Consider the following 16,342-nt stretch of genomic DNA (forward strand, 5'->3'; position numbering starts at 1 on the left):
GCTGTCGTCGGCCAGGTAGTGGGTCGTGCGGGTGGTGCCGGTCCGGGACGGGTGCGCCCCGGACCGCGTCAGGGGCGGTCGGTCGTCGCGCCGGGTGCGGGGCCGCCGGGTCCGCCGGGCGTCGCGCCGCCGGAGACCGTGCCGGCCGCGCCGACCGGGGCGGGCGGGCTGCCGCCGTCGGCACCGCGGCCCAGCCGGCGCAGGCTGAACGAGCCGGTGGCCAGGCGCATCTGCAGCAGGACGGCGACGACGATGATCACGCCGCGGGCGACCGCCTGGGCGGAGCTGGACAGGTTGTTCAGCGTGAAGACGTTGCCGAGCGTGGTGAAGATCAGCACGCCCAGGACGGTGCCGACGATGGTGCCCCGGCCGCCGATGAGCAGCGTGCCGCCGATGACCACCGCGGCGATCGCGTCGAGCTCGTAGAGGGTGCCGTGGGTGGAGCTGCCGGTCGTCGTCCGGGCCATGAGCATGACCGCGGCGATGCCGCAGGTGACGCCGGAGAGCACGTAGAGCCACATGGTGTGCCGCTGCACCCGGATGCCGGCCAGCCGCGCCGCCTCGGCGTTGCCGCCGACGGCGAAGGTGCGCCGGCCGAACGTCGTCCGGTTGAGCAGCACCCACCCGGCGACCGCGACCAGCGCGAAGATCACCACGAGCGTGGGGACGCCGAGGACGTCGCCGGAGAAGAAGGCCAGGAAGTCGCGGTCTTGCACGATCTGGGTGCGCCGGTTGGCGATGATCTCCGCCAGGCCGCGGGCGGCGGCCAGCATCGCCAGCGTCGCGATGAACGCGACGAGCTTGCCGTAGGCGATGACGATCCCGTTGACCAGCCCGCACCCGGCGCCCACGAGGAGCGCGGTGACCACCATGACGATCCAGTGGAAGTCCGCCGCCATCGCCTGGGTGGCCAGCGTCGTCGCCCACACCGAGGACAGCGCCACGATCGCGCCCACCGAGAGGTCGATGCCGCCGCCGATGATCACGAACGTCATCCCGATGCTCACCACGCCGATCACGGCGGCCAGCCGCAGGATGGTGAGCACGTTGTCGACGGCGAGGAACCGGTCGGGGGCGGTGACGGTGCCGACGATGCAGAGCACCGCCAGGGCGACGACCAGGCCGAGGTTGCGGCCCACGGGACCGGCGAGGAACCCTGCCCCGCTGCGGCGCCCCGCCGTGCCGGAGGGCTGCCGGGGAGCGTCCGTCCCCGTCGCCACGGTCGTGCTGCTCATGCCACGTCCCCTTCGCGCTGTGCGTGCTCGTCGTCTCGCGTGTGCATCGGGCCGCCGTGGGCGGCCGCGTCCTGCATGACCAGGTCGAGCACGCGGTGCTCGTCGAGCGCGCCGGCCGGTTCCTCCGCCAGCACGCGGCCGTCGCCGATGACCAGGACCCGGTCGGCCAGGCCGAGCACCTCGGGGATCTCGCTGGAGACCACGACGACGGCCACGCCGCGGTCGGCCAGTCCGCGGATCAGCGCGTACATCTCCGAGCGGGCGCCGACGTCGACGCCACGGGTCGGCTCGTCGAGCAGCAGCACCCGGCAGTCGCGCAGCAGCCAGCGGGCCAGCACGACCTTCTGCTGGTTGCCGCCCGACAGCGTCCGGACCTCCCGGTCGACGTCCGCCGGGCGGACCTCCAGTGCGGTCACCTGCTGTCGCGCGGCCTCGGCCTCCGCGGAGCGGGAAAGGAAGCCGGCGCGGGCGAACCGGGCCAGGCTCGAGAGGCTGATGTTGCGCGAGATCGACTCTCCCAGCAGCAGCCCCTGGCTCTTGCGCTCCTCGGGGGCCAGGCCGACGCCGGCCGAGACCGCGGCGGCGACGTCCCCCGGGCGCAGCCGCCGGCCGCCGACACGGACCGTGCCGGACGTCGGGCGGCGGGCGCCGTAGACGCTCTCGAGGATCTCCGAGCGCCCGGAGCCGACCAGGCCGGCCAGGCCCACGACCTCGCCGGGGCGGACGGTGAAGGAGACGTCGGCGAAGGAGCCGCGCAGGCCCAGCCCCTCGACCTCGAGCAGCGGGGCGGCGTCCGGGTCCGGGTGCTCGCGCCGCTCGGGGAAGACGTACTCGATGTCGCGGCCCGTCATCAGCGTGATGACCTCGCGGGTCGGGGTCTCGCGGGCGGGCAGTCCGGTGGCCACGGTCCGGCCGTCCTTGAGGACGGTGATCCGGTCGCCGACCTCGCGGATCTCCTCGAGCCGGTGGGAGATGTAGACGACGGCGACGTCGTGCGCGGTGAGGTCGCGGATCACCGCGAACAGCCGCTCGACCTCCTCGCTGTCCAGGACGGCCGACGGCTCGTCCATGATGATCAGCCTGGCGTCCTGGGAGAGGGCCCGGGCGATGCTGACCATCTGCTGCGCGGCCGCCGGCAGGGAGCCGACCTCGGCGGTGGGCCGGATGTCGGCGTGGCCGAGGCGCTCCAGCAGCCGCGCGGCGGCGCGGTTGGCCGAGGACGGCCGGGTCAGCCCCAGCCGCGCGTGCTCCCGGCCGAGGAAGACGTTGTCGGCGACGGTGAGGCCGGCGACCAGGTCGAGCTCCTGGTAGATCGTCGCGATCCCGAGCGACATGGCCGCCTGGGGGTCGGTGAGCCGGACCGGCTCGCCGCGCCAGCTGATCCGGCCGGCGTCGGGCTGGTGCGCCCCGGCCAGGACCTTGATCAGGGTCGACTTGCCGGCGCCGTTCTGGCCGAGCAGGCAGTGCACCTCCCCCGCACGGACGTCGAGGTCGACGCCGTCGAGCGCCCGGACGCCCGGGAAGGACTTGACGACGCCGTGCACCTCCAGCAGCGGCGACCCGCCGGACGGCGAGGAGGAGGGGGACATCGGCACCATCCAGACTTCTGCTCAACACTGATCATTAGTCGGCTGAAGCGAGAACATAAGGGTGGCGCGGGATGTGGTCAAGGCCACGACGCCGGGGTTGCCGAAACGAGACGTGGCTGCCGTCCCCGGACCGGGGCTGTCCCACCGAGCGCAGTCGCACCGCAGCGGATCCGCGCGCCGGGCAGCGGCTCGACGCTCCCGGAGGACGGCACGTGGCCGCGGAGCGGTCCGGAGGACCGCAGTGCTATCGCGCGAGCGCCTGCTCGACGGACTCCTCGTCCAGGAAGCCCTCGATCGCCATGAGCGCGGCGCCGATCCGGCCGGACAGCTCGGGGGCCGCGCTGACGGTGATCTCCAGCGCGCGGGCGGCCAGCGGCATCGACCGCCGGTAGACCGACTCGCGGATCCCGGCCAGCAGCGGAACGCCGGCCTGCGCCACGCCGCCGGTGACCACGATGCGGTGCGGGTTGAAGAAGTTGACCAGCGCGGCGAGCACCGTGCCGATGGTCCGGCCCGCCTCTCGGACCAGTTCGATGGCCGCGCCGTCGCCCTGCGCCGCGCGCTCCACGACCTCGCGCGTGGTGCCCACCGGCAGCCCCGCCGCCACGGCGTCACGGAGCAGCGCGCCTCCGCCGGCGATCGCCTCGAGGCAGTTCTCCTGACCGCAGCGGCAGGTCACCACCCGGCCGTCGGGCGTGCTGACGTGGATGTGCCCGATGTCCCCGGCGCTGCCCTGCGCGCCGCGGTAGACCCGGCCGTCGACGATGACGCCGCAGCCGATGCCGGTGCCCACCTTGACGACGAGCACGTCCTGCACCGACCCGGCGGCTCCCATCTCGCCCAGCGCCATGACGTTGACGTCGTTGTCGACGTAGACCGGGCACTCGTAGCGGCCGAACGCGCTCGGGATCGGGAAGTCGTGCCAGCCCGGCATGATCGGCGGGTGGGAGGGGCGCCCGCTGGAGTACTCCACCGGTCCCGGCACGCCGACGCCCACGGCGCACACGTCGGCCGGCTCCAGGCCGGCCTCGGCGAGGACCAACTGGGCCAGCCGGTCGACCTCGGCGAGCACCGGACCGGGACCGTCGGCGATGTCGATCGGGTGGCCGATGGTGGCCAGGATCTCGGCCGAGAGGTCGGTGACGGCGACGTCGACACTGGTCACGCCCAGGTCCACCGCGAGCACGCAGCCGGCGCCGCTGTTGAACCGCAGCAGGGTCGGCGGCCGCCCGCCGGTGCTCCACCCGCGCCCGCCCTCGGCGAGCAGGTTGGCCGCGATCAGCTGGTCGACCCGGGCGCTGACCGTGTTCCGGGAGGCGCCGGTCAGCGCGACGAGCTCGGCCCGGCTGCGCGCGCGGCCGGTGCGGACGTGCCGCAGCAGCGCGCCGGCCGAGGCGGAGGAGTGGGCCACGCGCACATCGTGACACGCAGTGGCCACCTGCCCGGCCGTCGCGAGCCGGTCAAGCGCCGGTGCGGCGCTGCCCGGCCGCGGCGTGCCCGGCCGCCTCGCGCAGCAGGGCCGCGACCTGCTCGGGGTGGGTCATCGGCGACAGGTGGGCCGCCCCGGGGATCTCGACCAGCCGGCCGTCCGGGGCGGCCGCCGCCACCGTGGCGGCCCAGTCGTGCGGGCAGAGCCGGTCCCGGGTGCCGCGGACGACGGTCACCGGCACCCGGACGGTCCGCAGCCGGGCGTCGATCCGGTCGGGCGCCAGCGCGGCCCACAGCTGCCGCATCGCCCGCGGTCCGGTCCGCAGCCACTGCGGCAGCACCAGCGGCGCCTGCGGCCACCGCTCGCGGACCGCCGTCGCCAGCCACCGCCGGACCAGTCCCGCGGCCGACCGCAGGCGCGGGTCGGTGGTCGGCCCGAGCAGCACCAGGCCCGTCACCCGCGGGTCCCCGGCCGCGGCGGCGACCACCTGGCAGCTCTGCGAGTGGCCGACCAGCAGCGCCGGCGTCTCGCCGAGCCGGGCGCGCAGCCGGGCCGCGAGCTCCTCGAGCGGCGGCACCGGACCGGGCACCCCCATCCCCGGCAGCAGGACGACGTCGGCCGCCACCTGCTCCCGCACGCGGGTGGAGGAGCGCTCGTCGAGCCCCAGACCCGGGACGAGGACCGGTCTGATCAGGGACTCCGGCACCGGACCGGTCTACAGCGTGCGCGTCAGGCTCCCGACGGCGGGTAGCAATGCCACAGCCGGTGCGCGCGGCGGGCTGTGATCTGGATCGCTCCCCGCCGTGCGCAGGCCCGGGACACCGAGGTGGGAGACTGATTCATCATGACGACATCACCAGTGGCCGACCCCGTCGGCGCCTCCCCGTCCGGTCGGCCCAGGGTCGTCATCATCGGTTCCGGCTTCGGCGGGCTGTTCGCCGCCAAGGCGCTGAGGCGGGCTCCCGTCGACGTGACCGTCATCGGCAAGACCAGCCACCACCTGTTCCAGCCGCTGCTCTACCAGGTGGCCACCGGCATCCTGTCCGAGGGTGAGGTCGCGCCGGCCACCCGCGAGATCCTGCGGCGTCAGGAGAACGCGCGCGTCGTGCTGGGCGAGGTCACCGACATCGACCTGGCCGCCCGTACGGTCACCTCGACCATCCTGGGCCGCACCACCGTGCACCCCTACGACGAGCTCGTCGTGGCCGCCGGCGCCGGGCAGTCCTACTTCGGCAACGACCGCTTCGCCGAGTTCGCGCCCGGCATGAAGAGCATCGACGACGCCCTGGAGCTGCGCGGCCGCATCTTCGGCGCCTTCGAGCTCGCCGAGCTCGCCACGGACCCGGCAGAGCGGGACCGGCTGCTCACCTTCGTCGTGGTGGGTGCCGGCCCGACGGGCGTGGAGATGGCCGGCCAGATCGCCGAGCTGGCCCACCGCACCCTGCGCCGCGACTTCCGCGCCATCGACCCGACCCAGGCCCGGGTGATCCTGCTCGACGCCGCGCCGCAGGTCCTGCCGCCGTTCGGCGAGAAGCTCGGTGACCGCGCCCGCCGGCACCTCAACGAGATCGGCGTCGAGGTGCAGCTCGGCGCGATGGTCACCGACGTCGACCCCAACGGCCTGGAGGTCAAGGACCGCGACGGACAGGTCCGGCGCATCCAGGCGGCCACCAAGGTGTGGGCGGCGGGCGTGCAGGCCAGCCCGCTCGGCCGGCTCCTCGCGGACCAGTCGGGCGCCGAGATCGACCGGGCCGGCCGCATCAACGTGCAGCCCGACCTCACCCTGCCCGGCCACCCCGAGGTGCACGTCGTCGGCGACATGATGGCGCTGGACAAGCTGCCGGGCGTCGCCCAGGTCGCGATCCAGGGTGGGCGGTACGCCGCCGACCAGATCACCCGGCGGATCTCGGGGAAGCAGCCGCGCGGCCCGTTCCGCTACCGCGACAAGGGCAACATGGCGACGATCTCCCGCTTCTCCGCGGTCGCCGACATCAAGAACCTCAAGTTCGAGGGCTTCTTCGCCTGGGTGCTGTGGCTGGTCGTGCACCTGATGTACATCGTGGGCTTCAAGAGCCGGGTGACCGCGGTGCTGCACTGGGCGGTCAGCTTCCTCGGCCGCGGCCGCGCCGAGCGGGTGGCCACCCAGCAGCAGGTGTACGGGCGGCTGGCGCTGGAGGCGCTGGGGTCGGAGTTCGCCGTCTCCAAGACCGGCGGTCCCAAGGACGCCGCCGCCCCGGCGACGGATCTGACCGAGCGACGGTCCGCCTGAAGGCGGCCCTCTCCAGGGCGTTCCCGAGCGAGCGAGGGGACCCGGGAGGGGTCCTTCCTCAGTCCGCGGGGCCCAGCCACGTGGTGAGGGCGGCGGTCACGTCCCCGGGCCGGACGACGTGGCCGCCGTCGAACTCCTCGTAGCGGACGTGGTACCCGCCGGCGTCCAGCCGCTGGGCCAGCCGTCGTCCGCACCGCGCGACCGGCAGCACGCGGTCGCCGGTGCCGTGGGAGATCCAGACGCGTGGCCGGCCCTCCTGTCGCGGCGGGAGGGCGAAGCCCGGGGAGAAGGCCAGCACCGCCTCGACCAGGTCGCCGTTGGCCAGTCCCAGGCTGAGTGCGTACGAGGCGCCGTCGGAGAAGCCCCCGAACGCCACCCGGGTGACCGGCTGCCGGGCGAAGACCTGCGCGAGCGCGGCGTCGAGCACGGCGACGTCCCGGCCGAGGCCGCCGGCGATGAGGTCCCAGGTCGAGGCGACCGACGACGGGGCCAGCACCAGCGCGTCCCGGGCCGTGGCCGGGTCACCGACCAGGGCCATGCTCTGCGCCGCCGTCCCGCCCGCGCCGTGGAAGAACACCAGCAGCGGCCGGGGCCTCGGCCGCCCGTCGGGGACGACGAGCTGCGCCTGCGCGTGCGGCCCCAGCTCCAGCGTCCGGACCCCCGGCGGGTAGGGCGCCGCGGCCGGCGTCTTCACCGGCCGGGCGTCGAGCCGTCCCTCCGTGGCGTGCGGCAGCGCCATGTCGCGTCCTCAGACCACGTGCGCCAGCGGCGGCACGTGCTCGTCGGCCCGTTCGAGGTGCAGCGGCCGGAGGGGTGAGGTGTCCTCCAGGTACAGGAAGGCGTCGTAGCGCTCCCCCAGCACGGTCGGCACGTAGTTGCCCCACCGCTCCCGCTCGGGCCGGTAGACGACGCCGATCGCCCGGTGGTCGAGCCGCCGGTCGAGCTCGGCCGGCCGGGCACCGCCGCGCTCCCACACGAGCAGCGCGTCGCGGCCGACCTCCTCGTGCAGCACCGCCTCGATGCTGCCGGCGCGGGCCTCGGGCACCGGCATCCGCTGCATCTGCTCGCCCCACGCGCTGCCGGCGACCACCCCGCCGCGGTAGCCGCCGAAGCCGACCAGGACGACGTCGTCGGCGCCGTGCCGCTCGCGCAGCAGCTGCCCGACGTTGACCATCCCGGCGTCGGCCATGTCGGTGGCCCGGGCGTCCCCGATGTGCGTGTTGTGCTCCCAGACCACGGCCTTGGGTGGGTGGGGCCCTGTGCGCGTGTGGGTGAGCAGCCGGTCGAGCGCGTCGACCATGTGCACGTCACGGACGTTCCACGACTCCGCCGAGCCCTGCACCATCGCGCGGTAGTAGCGCTCGGCGTCGACGACGACGGCGGCGTTCTGCTCGGCGGAGAAGCGGGCCTCCGCGTCCTGGGCGGCCTCGGCCCTCCCCCGCTCCTCGCACAGGGACCGCAGGAGGTCGACGACGGCCTGCTCGCAGGTGGTCGGGGCGAGGCGGCTGGCGAAGGCGTACTCGGCGCCGTCCTCACCGAACGGCTCGAAGCAGCGCAGCGCCCGGACCGCCGCGTCGACGTGCTCGGGTTCGTTCTCCCGCAGCCAGCCGACGAGCTCCTGCATCGAGTCCCAGAGGCTGTAGACGTCCAGGCCGTAGAAGCCGACCCGCTCGTCCTCCGGGCGCCCGGCGTTGACCTCGCGCAGCCAGCGGCAGAACTCGACGACCTCGTCGTTGGCCCACATCCACGTCGGCCACCGCGAGAAGGCGTCGAGCGCGTCGTACGGGTCGGCGTCGGCGCCCGGCCGCAGCTTCACCGAGCGGTTCACCCGGTAGCAGTCGGGCCAGTCGCCCTCGACGGCGACGAAGCCGAAGCCGTGCTCGCAGATCAGCCGGCGGGTCAGCGCGGCCCGCCAGGCGTAGTACTCGGAGGTGCCGTGGCTGGCCTCGCCGATCGCTACGATGGGAGCGCCGCCGACCCGCTCGAGCAGCGGGTCGAGGTCGGCGGGGTCCCGGAGCGGCAGGGCGAGGTCCCGGACGCCGGTCATGGCCCTACTCCGCGCTCCCCGGCCCGGCCATCTTCGCGTGGCCGGCGGACTTCAGCTTGTCCGGCAGCACCGAGTTGACCACCGCCTGCGCCTTGCTCATCAGCGAGCCGCCCAGCACCTTGGTCTCGCCCTGCATGAGCGCCTCGAAGCCCTGCTTCGCCACCTGGGCCGGGTCGTCCTTGGGGCCCTGGCCGAGCCTGGTGTCCATGAGGTCGCCGCGCTCGAAGAACTCGGTGTCGGTCGGGCCGGGCATCAGCGAGGTGACCGTCACCCCGGTGTCGCGCAGCTCGGTCGCCAGCGCCTCGGCGAAGGACTGCACGAAGGACTTCGAGGCGTTGTAGACCGCCTGGTAGGGCCCGGGCATGGTCGAGGCGATCGACGAGGTGAACAGCACCCGGCCCTCGCCCCGGGCCGCCATGTCGCGGAGCACGTGCTTGGCGAGGACGACGGTCGAGCGGACGTTGAGGTCGACGATCGCCAGCTCGTCCTCGAGTTCGTTCTCGACGAACGGCCCGCCCTTCCCGACCCCGGCGTTGAGCGCCGCCGCGGCCAGGGGGCGCCCGGTGGCGGTCACCGCGTCGTACACCGCCTGCACGCCCTCGGTCGTCCGCAGGTCGGCCTGCACCGTCTGCACGGTGGTGCCGGCTGCGCGCAGCCGGCCGGCTGCGGTCGTGAGCTCGGTGTCCTCGGCGTTGACCACGAGGTCGAAGCCGTGCTCGGCGAACTGGCGGGCGAGTTCGAGGCCGATGCCGCTCGAGGCGCCTGTGACGAGGGCGAGAGGACGCGGTTCGGTCATGGCCGCCTCCTACCCCGCGGGCCCGCGTCTCACCCGATGCCGGCCGCGCCGTCCCGCACGACCCCGGCGGCCACAGCGCGGAGATCGCGGGTGGCGGCCCAGGCGGCCCGCTGCCGGGTGGCCGACGTGCCGTGCGCCCACAGCCGGTCCAGCAGCGCGGCGACGTCGTCCTCCTCGCCGTGGGTGCGCAGGTCGTCGGCGAGCTCGGCGACCAGCGCCTCGACGGCGTCCCGCGCGGCGGCGACCTCGCCGCGCACCGGGTCGAACAGCTCGCCGCGGAGCCCGTCGCGGGCGGCGCGCCAGCGGGCCGCCCGCAGCAGCTCGGGGCGGACCTCGGGAACCGGCTCCCCGCGCTCCGCGCGGCGGGCGAGCACCCGCACCAGCGAGCGGACCAGCGCGGCGTGCAGGACGGCGGCGTCGAGGTCGGTGCAGACGTCGGCCAGCCGGAACTCCAGGGTCGGCCAGCGCACGGAGGGCCGCACGTCCCAGTACAGGTGCCGGCCGTCCTCCACCACACCGGAGCGGACCAGCCCGTCGAGGACCTCCCGGAACCGCTGCTCGGTGCCCATCGGCTCCGGCGGCCCGGCGTTCGGCCAGTGCGACCACCACACCGTGCGCCAGGACTCGTGGCCGGTGTCCGCGCCGTCGTGGAACGGCGAGCTGCCGGTCATCGCCAGCAGCACCGGCAGGTAGGGGCGGGCGCGGTCCATCACCGCCACCGCCGTCCCGACATCGGGGACGCCGACGTGCACGTGGCAGCCGCAGATGTCCTGCCGCTGGGCCAGCCCCGCCCAGCGCCCGACCATCGCCTCGTACCGGGGCGCGCCGGTGATCCGCTGCTCACGCCAGGTGCCGAAGGGGTGGGTGGAGGCGGCGAACAGGACCAACCCGTCGCGGGCGGCGGCCGCGGCGGCCTCGGCGCGGGTGGCGGCCAGCTGGGCGCGCAGCTCGCCGATGCCGGTGCAGACGCCGGTGGAGGTCTCCAGCTGGGTGGTCACGATCTCCGGGTGCACGTGCTCGCCGGCCCGGCCGGCGAGGGCGGCCGCTGCGACCGTCGCGCTCGGGGTGAGCGCGAGGCTGCCGGGGTCGACGAGGTGGAACTCCTCCTCGACGCCGACGGTGCTCCCGGCGGGAGGGGGCGGCGGGTGGGTCGGAGGCACGGCCGCTGCGGTCACGGCTCGGCGTACCAGGCGAAGCCGAGCCCGGGGACGACGACCTGTCCGTCGCGCACCGGGAGGACGCCGTCGCTGCCGTGGACCTGCTCGAAGCTGCCGAAGCCGGTGACGGTGTCGGCGTCCAGGGCCTGCGGGAACGGCGAGAAGTTGGCCAGGCCGACGAAGGTGCCGCTGCGGGGGTGCTTGCGCCGCCAGACGAGGACCGCGTCGCTGCCGGCGTCGACCACCGCGGACTCCACGCCGCCGCGCAGCGCCAGCAGCGAGCGGCGCACCTCGCCCAGCCGGCGGACCTCCCGCCACACCCGGCCCTCCAGCGTCGCCGGGTCGGGAACGCGAGCGGCGGCGTCCCAGTCCATCGGCGGGCGGTGCATCCAGCGGTTGTCCGGGGCCAGTGCGGGGTCGGCGAGGTAGCCGGTGTCGTTGCGCAGGGCCAGCTCGTCGCCCATGTAGAGCAGCGGGATGCCGCCGTGGGCGTAGATGACCGAGTACAGCAGCACCAGCCGGCGGATCCCGGCCTCCAGCGCGGCCCCGTCGCCGTCCTCGAGCGCGGCCTCGATGCCGCACAGCGAGGCCGCCGATCCGGAGACGCGCGCGTCACCGGTGACCTCGTTCTCCTGGAACAGCGCACCGCGGGCGAAGGAGCCGGGGAAGCGGCCGGAGTAGAAGTCGTTGAGGAAGCGGCGGTGCGCCGGTCCGTGGAGGCCGACCGCGGCGGCGTCGGCGTCGGCGACCGCCCAGCCGATGTCGTCGTGACCGCGCACGTAGGTCACCCAGGTGGCGCTGGGCGGGATCGGCCGCATCCGGCCCAGCGCCTGCCGGGCCAGCCGGACGTCGCCGGTGGCCAGGCTGCTCCACAGCAGCACCATGAGCTGGTTGTGGTAGGCCAGCTCGCACTCGGGCCGGTAGCGGTCGTGGCCGCCCAGGTAGGCCACCAGGTCGTCGGGCGAGACGATCGCCTCGGCCTTGAACACCACCCCGGGGGCGGCGAGCCGGGTGGCCGCGTGCAGCAGCTGCAGCAGGCTGTGCCCCTCGGGCTGGTTCTGGCAGCTGGTGCCCAGCCGCTTCCACATGAACGGGACGGCGTCCATGCGGAAGACGTCGACGCCGCGGTTGGCCAGCCAGGTGATCTCCCCGAGCATCGCCAGGGTGACCTCGGGGTTGGCGTAGTCCAGGTCCCACTGGTACGGCCAGAACGTCGTCCACACCCAGCCGCCCGCACCGCGGCAGGCCTCCGGCACCCAGCTGAACGACCCCGGCGCCCGGTCGGGGAAGACCTCGGGGATCGTCGCGTCGTAGGCGTCGGGCACCGTGCGGTCGGGGAAGGCGGTGTAGAAGCCGGCGTAGGCGGGGTCGCCGGCCAGCCAGCCCTGCGCCCAGGGGTGCTCTCGGGCGGTGTGGTTGAGCACCAGGTCGATGCACAGCGCCATGCCGCGGCCGTGCAGCGCCGTGGCGACCTCCTCGAGGTCGGCCATCGTGCCCAGCCGGGGGTCGACCGCGCGGTAGTCCATGACCGCGTAGCCGCCGTCGTTCTCCCCGGGCCGCGGCTTCAGCAGCGGCATGAGGTGCAGGTAGGTGGTGCCGAGATCGGCCAGGTGGTCGAGGTGCTCCGGCAGCCGGTCGAGGGTGCCGCAGAACCGGTCCACGTAGCAGACGTAGCCCTGCACGCGGGAGCGCTGGAACCACGCCGGGTCGACCTCCCGGCGCCGGTCGATGCGGCGCAGCTCCGCGGGACGCTCGGCCGCCGCGGCCAGCGCCGTCCGCAGCACCCGGGCGAACAGCTCGTCGGCGGCGTCCCCGTAGAGGGTGGCCAGCGGCTCGTGGACGTCGTAGAGCGCGAGGTCGACACGGGCGAGGAACGCGTCGCCCTCGGCCGGGCCCAGCGCCGCGACCGCAGCGGCCGCCACCTCCGGCCGCAGCTGCGCCCACGCCTGCTCCGCCGCTGCTCGACGGGCGGTCGCCGGGATCGTCACCGCGCCAGTATCGGGTCGCTGTTCGCCCACGGCATGACCGCCACCACAGGCGCCGGCACCGGAGTTCACTGGTGTAACTGTGTAATCGAGGAGGTGCGCCATGAGCGTGCTGCCGGAGCCGGACACGTCCTCCGCGCTCGACGCCTACTCGCGGGTCGTCACCGCCGTCGCCGCCGAGCTCACCCCGCACGTCGCCGCGCTGCAGGTGACCGGGCCCGGCGGCCGCGGCGGCGCGGGCTCGGCGGTCGTCGTCCCGGGGAACGGGCTGCTGCTCACCAACGCCCACGTCGTCGGCCGGTCCCGCGCGGGGAGGGCGGTGTTCGCCGACGGCAGCGAGACCGCGGTCGAGGTCGTCGGCGCCGACCCGCTGTCCGACCTCGCCGTCGTCCGGGCGCGCGACGCCACTCCCCCGCCGGCCCGGCTCGGCGACGCCGCGACCCTGCGGGTGGGGCAGCTGGTGGTCGCCGTCGGCAACCCGCTGGGCCTGGCCGGCTCGGTGACCGCGGGGGTGGTCAGCGGCCTGGGCCGGTCGCTGCCCACCCAGGACGGGCGGACCGCGCGGGTGGTCGAGGACGTCATCCAGACCGACGCCGCGCTCAACCCGGGCAACTCCGGCGGGGCGCTGGCCGACTCCGCCGGCCGGGTGGTCGGGATCAACACCGCCGTGGCCGGATGGGGGCTGGGCCTGGCCGTGCCGGTCAACGACACCACCCGGCGGATCGTCGAGGCCCTGGTCCGGGACGGCCGGGTGCGCCGCGCCTTCCTCGGCCTGGTGAGCACGCCCGCTCCGCTGCCGGCGGCGCTCGCCGAGCGCACCGGGCGCCGGCGGGGACTGCGCATCGTCGACGTCGTCCCCGGGTCGCCGGCCGACCGGGCCGGGCTCAAGGCCGGCGACCTGGTGCTCGAGGCCGGACGGCGGCCGGTCGCCGAGGCGCAGAGCCTGCAGCGGCTGCTTTTCGACGAGGCGATCGGCCGGCCGCTGCCGGTGACCGTGCACCGCCGCGGCGCGATGGTCGACGTCATCACCGTGCCGACCGAACTCACCGGCGGGTGACGGCCACACGGGAGGGTGACGCGGAGTGACCCCGGACTCGCCCGATCGGGCGGCTGTCCCTCCTCCAAGGGGTCGGGTCGGTGACACAGCGCTGTGGGGTTCCGGCGGGGCGGTTGATCCTGGCCGGGATGGACGGGGAACCCACGCACACGCTGCGGCCAGGCGGCTTCGCGCTGCTCTCACTGCTCTACGCAGTGGGCGCGGCGCTGTGCGCCGTGGGTGCGTCGGTGCAGGCGTCCGAACACTCGCCCGTCGCGCTGCTGTGGGGTCTGGCCGGGCTGGGTGCCGTCGGGTCGACCTTGCTGTGGCTGGGCCGCGACCGGCTGGGGCCGCGCGTGCTGCACGCGGCGGTCCTGCTGATCTCGGTCGCCCTGGGCCTGCTGACCTGGCGCTCGGCGACCGCGGTGGGGATCGTCGGACTGGGCCCGGCCATGGTGGCCGTCGGCATCTTCAGCGGGCACTTCTTCTCCCGCTACGCCGCGCGGCTGCACGTCGCTCTGCTGCTGATGTCCGCCACCGCCGGCGCCCTGGCGGCGGGGCCCAGCGGGTTCCTGCCCCAGTGGCTGACGACGGTGGTGACCGTCGCCGTCCTCACCGAGGTCCAGTCCCGCCTCTCCGGCGACCTGCACCGCGCCGCGGGCACCGACCCGCTGACCGGGCTGGCCAACCGGCGGGCCTGGCAGGTGGCCGCCGACCGCGGCCTGGCGCACGCGCTGCGCAGCGACGAGCCGTTCACGGTCGTCCTCATCGACCTCGACGCCTTCAAGGCGGTCAACGACCAGTACGGCCACGGCGCCGGCGACGCGCTGCTCCAGGCGCTGGCCGACGCGTGGAGCGCGCAGCTGCGGATGTCGGACCTGTTGGGCCGCTACGGCGGGGACGAGTTCGTGCTCAGCCTGCCCGGCACCGACACCGCCCGCGCCGCGGACCTGCTGGCCCGGCTGCGCGCCGCCCACCCGGCGGCCTGGTCGGCCGGGACCGCGACCGCCCGGCCCGGTGACACCGTGGCCGACCTGCTCGTCCGCGCCGACACCGACCTCTACCGGAACAAGCGTCGCAAGCGCGATACCTGACGCCACCGGTTCCTCCCGACCGACAGCCGGTGGGATGCCGCGGACGCCGGGGGTCCCCTCCCCAGCGGACCCGCTGATGATCATGGAGTTGTCGCCGGGGACACGCGCGGACACGCCGCGCGGGCCTGTCACGAGCCCATGATCAACACCGTCGGGGCCCTCGAGGCGCCGGGCCCCACTGGCGGCGGCGGGACCCAGGAGGCCGAGAGCAACAGGCCGCGACACCGTCGTCCCTGCGAGGCTTCCGGCCCTGTCCGCTCCCCCGAGCCCGGTGGCAGCGTCGCCTGCGGACCCGGGAGGCGGCATGGCAGCGATCGTGGTGTGCGGCGGCGGGGTCATCGGCCTGTGTGCGGGGCTGATGCTGGCCGAGGACGGGCACGAGGTCACCGTCCTGGAACCCGATCCCGCCGACCCCCCGGCGACGCCGGTGGAGGCGTGGGACGGCTGGCGGCGGGTGGGGGTCGCCCAGTTCCGCCAGCCGCACACCCTCTTCTCGCGCTTCCGGCAGGTGGTCGACCAGGAGCTGCCCGGGCTCACCGAGCGGCTCGCCGATGGCGGGTGCGTCCGGGTGGACTACCTCGAGTCGCTGCCGCCCTCGATCGAGGACAGCGCCCCCCGGCCCGGGGACGAGCGCTTCCGCTTCGTCACCGGGCGTCGTCCGGTCACCGAGGCGGTGGTCGCGGCGGCCGCGGCCGGGCACCCGCGGCTCTCGGTCCGCCGCGGGCTGCGGGTCGCGGGGCTGGTGACCGGGCCCGCCCCGCTGGCCGGCGTCCCGCACGTCACCGGGGTGCGCACCGACACGGGCGAGGAGCTCGTCGCCGACCTCGTGGTCGACGCGACCGGCCGACGCTCGCCGAGCGCGGACTGGCTGACCGAACTGGACGCCCGCCCGGCGCAGTCGGAGAGCCAGACCAGCGGCTTCGTGTACTACACCCGCTACTTCACCGGCCCCGAGCAGCCGCGACGGCTGGGTCCCCAACTGGCCCCGGTGGGCAGCATCTCGCTCATCACGCTGGGCGGGGACAACGACACCTGGTCGGTGACGGTGTTCGGACCCACCCGCGACGCCCCCCTCAAGGCGCTGCGCGAACCGGCGGTCTTCGACCGGGTGGTGGCCGCCTGCCCGCGGCAGGCGCACTGGCTGGACGGCGAGCCGATCACCGGCGTGCTCGCGATGGCCGGCGTGCTCGACCGCTACCGCCGCCTGGTGGTCGACGGCGTCCCGGTGGTGACCGGCTTCCTCGCCGTGGGCGACGCCTGGGCGTGCACCAACCCCTCGGCCGGACGCGGCATCTCGGTCGGCGCGGTGCACGCGCAGCTGCTCCGGGCCGTGGTGCGGACGCACCTGGACGACCCGGCCGAGCTGGCGCGGGCCTTCGACGAGCTCACCGAGCAGCGGGTGGCGCCCTTCTACCGCAGCCAGTTGGCCACCGACCGGGCGCGCATCGCCGAGATGGACGCCCTCCGCGCCGGCCGCCGGCCCCCACCACCGGACCCGGCCCGCACCGCCCTGCTGACCGCCGCCGCGCACGACGCCGACGCCTACCGCGCGCTGCTCGAGACGATCACCTGCCTGGCGCTGCCCGACGAGGTCCTCGGGCGGCCCGGGATGGCCGAGCGGCTGGCCGCGCACGCCGGCGAGCCGCCCCCGGTCACCCCCGGCCCGGACCGCGCGCAGTTGCTGCAACTGCTCGCCGGCTGAGCG

The 16,342-nt window shown here is 75.1% G+C and carries 13 protein-coding genes; 4 read left to right on the plus strand and 9 right to left on the minus strand.

The window, feature by feature from the left end; genetic code table 11:
- Positions 1-68: 68 nt before the first annotated feature.
- The 4 genes from ACWIX3_RS22350 to ACWIX3_RS22365 all read right to left on the minus strand — a co-directional run bounded on the left by ACWIX3_RS22350 (position 69) and on the right by ACWIX3_RS22365 (position 4,959).
- Positions 69-1,235: an ABC transporter permease gene (locus ACWIX3_RS22350; RefSeq protein ID WP_448609545.1), complete on the minus strand. Its 1,167-nt coding sequence runs from the start codon at positions 1,233-1,235 to the stop codon at positions 69-71.
- Entirely contained in the window at positions 1,232-2,824 is a 1,593-nt protein-coding gene (locus ACWIX3_RS22355) for a sugar ABC transporter ATP-binding protein (RefSeq protein WP_448609546.1), read from the minus strand. Before ACWIX3_RS22355 ends, ACWIX3_RS22350 begins: the two co-directional genes overlap by 4 nt.
- A 244-nt stretch (positions 2,825-3,068) precedes the next feature.
- Complete coding sequence (locus ACWIX3_RS22360) at positions 3,069-4,235, minus strand: ROK family protein (RefSeq protein ID WP_448609547.1); 1,167 nt, start codon at positions 4,233-4,235, stop codon at positions 3,069-3,071.
- A gap of 49 nt (positions 4,236-4,284) precedes the next feature.
- Positions 4,285-4,959, minus strand: coding sequence for an alpha/beta fold hydrolase (locus ACWIX3_RS22365; RefSeq protein ID WP_448609548.1), 675 nt, complete (start codon positions 4,957-4,959; stop codon positions 4,285-4,287).
- 138 nt (positions 4,960-5,097) lie between these two features.
- Between ACWIX3_RS22365 and ACWIX3_RS22370 the strand changes: the two genes are divergently transcribed.
- Positions 5,098-6,522, plus strand: coding sequence for an NAD(P)/FAD-dependent oxidoreductase (locus ACWIX3_RS22370; protein WP_448609549.1), 1,425 nt, complete (start codon positions 5,098-5,100; stop codon positions 6,520-6,522).
- Between the two features lie 58 nt (positions 6,523-6,580).
- On the opposite strand, the gene ACWIX3_RS22375 is transcribed toward ACWIX3_RS22370, so the two are convergent.
- From ACWIX3_RS22375 to ACWIX3_RS22395, 5 genes are read right to left on the minus strand one after another with little or no spacing between them, the layout of a single operon-like run.
- The gene (locus ACWIX3_RS22375) at positions 6,581-7,261 is read right to left on the minus strand and encodes an alpha/beta hydrolase (RefSeq protein ID WP_448609550.1); all 681 of its coding nucleotides are present in this window, start codon (positions 7,259-7,261) and stop codon (positions 6,581-6,583) included.
- Positions 7,262-7,270: 9 nt separating this feature from the next.
- Positions 7,271-8,569 carry an erythromycin esterase family protein gene (locus tag ACWIX3_RS22380; RefSeq protein ID WP_448609551.1) on the minus strand — a complete coding sequence of 433 codons (1,299 nt, stop codon included), beginning with the start codon at positions 8,567-8,569 and terminating at the stop codon, positions 7,271-7,273.
- Positions 8,570-8,573: 4 nt separating this feature from the next.
- Positions 8,574-9,365, minus strand: coding sequence for an SDR family NAD(P)-dependent oxidoreductase (locus ACWIX3_RS22385; RefSeq protein ID WP_448609552.1), 792 nt, complete (start codon positions 9,363-9,365; stop codon positions 8,574-8,576).
- A 29-nt stretch (positions 9,366-9,394) separates the two neighbouring features.
- Positions 9,395-10,525 (minus strand): carboxylate-amine ligase, encoded by a 1,131-nt coding sequence (locus tag ACWIX3_RS22390; protein WP_448609553.1) that lies wholly within the window; start codon positions 10,523-10,525, stop codon positions 9,395-9,397.
- A gap of 11 nt (positions 10,526-10,536) precedes the next feature.
- Positions 10,537-12,510: an alpha-amylase family protein gene (locus tag ACWIX3_RS22395; protein WP_448609554.1), complete on the minus strand. Its 1,974-nt coding sequence runs from the start codon at positions 12,508-12,510 to the stop codon at positions 10,537-10,539.
- A gap of 100 nt (positions 12,511-12,610) precedes the next feature.
- On the opposite strand from ACWIX3_RS22395, the gene ACWIX3_RS22400 reads away from it, so the two are divergent.
- The 3 genes from ACWIX3_RS22400 to ACWIX3_RS22410 all read left to right on the plus strand — a co-directional run bounded on the left by ACWIX3_RS22400 (position 12,611) and on the right by ACWIX3_RS22410 (position 16,339).
- Positions 12,611-13,564: a S1C family serine protease gene (locus ACWIX3_RS22400; RefSeq protein WP_448609555.1), complete on the plus strand. Its 954-nt coding sequence runs from the start codon at positions 12,611-12,613 to the stop codon at positions 13,562-13,564.
- A gap of 128 nt (positions 13,565-13,692) precedes the next feature.
- Positions 13,693-14,637 (plus strand): diguanylate cyclase, encoded by a 945-nt coding sequence (locus tag ACWIX3_RS22405; RefSeq protein ID WP_448609556.1) that lies wholly within the window; start codon positions 13,693-13,695, stop codon positions 14,635-14,637.
- 304 nt (positions 14,638-14,941) lie between these two features.
- On the plus strand, positions 14,942-16,339 hold the full coding sequence (locus ACWIX3_RS22410) for an FAD-dependent oxidoreductase (RefSeq protein WP_448609557.1): 1,398 nt from the start codon (positions 14,942-14,944) through the stop codon (positions 16,337-16,339).
- The last annotated feature ends 3 nt before the right edge of the window (positions 16,340-16,342 follow it).

This window comes from Geodermatophilus sp. URMC 60 (genome assembly GCF_053502585.1).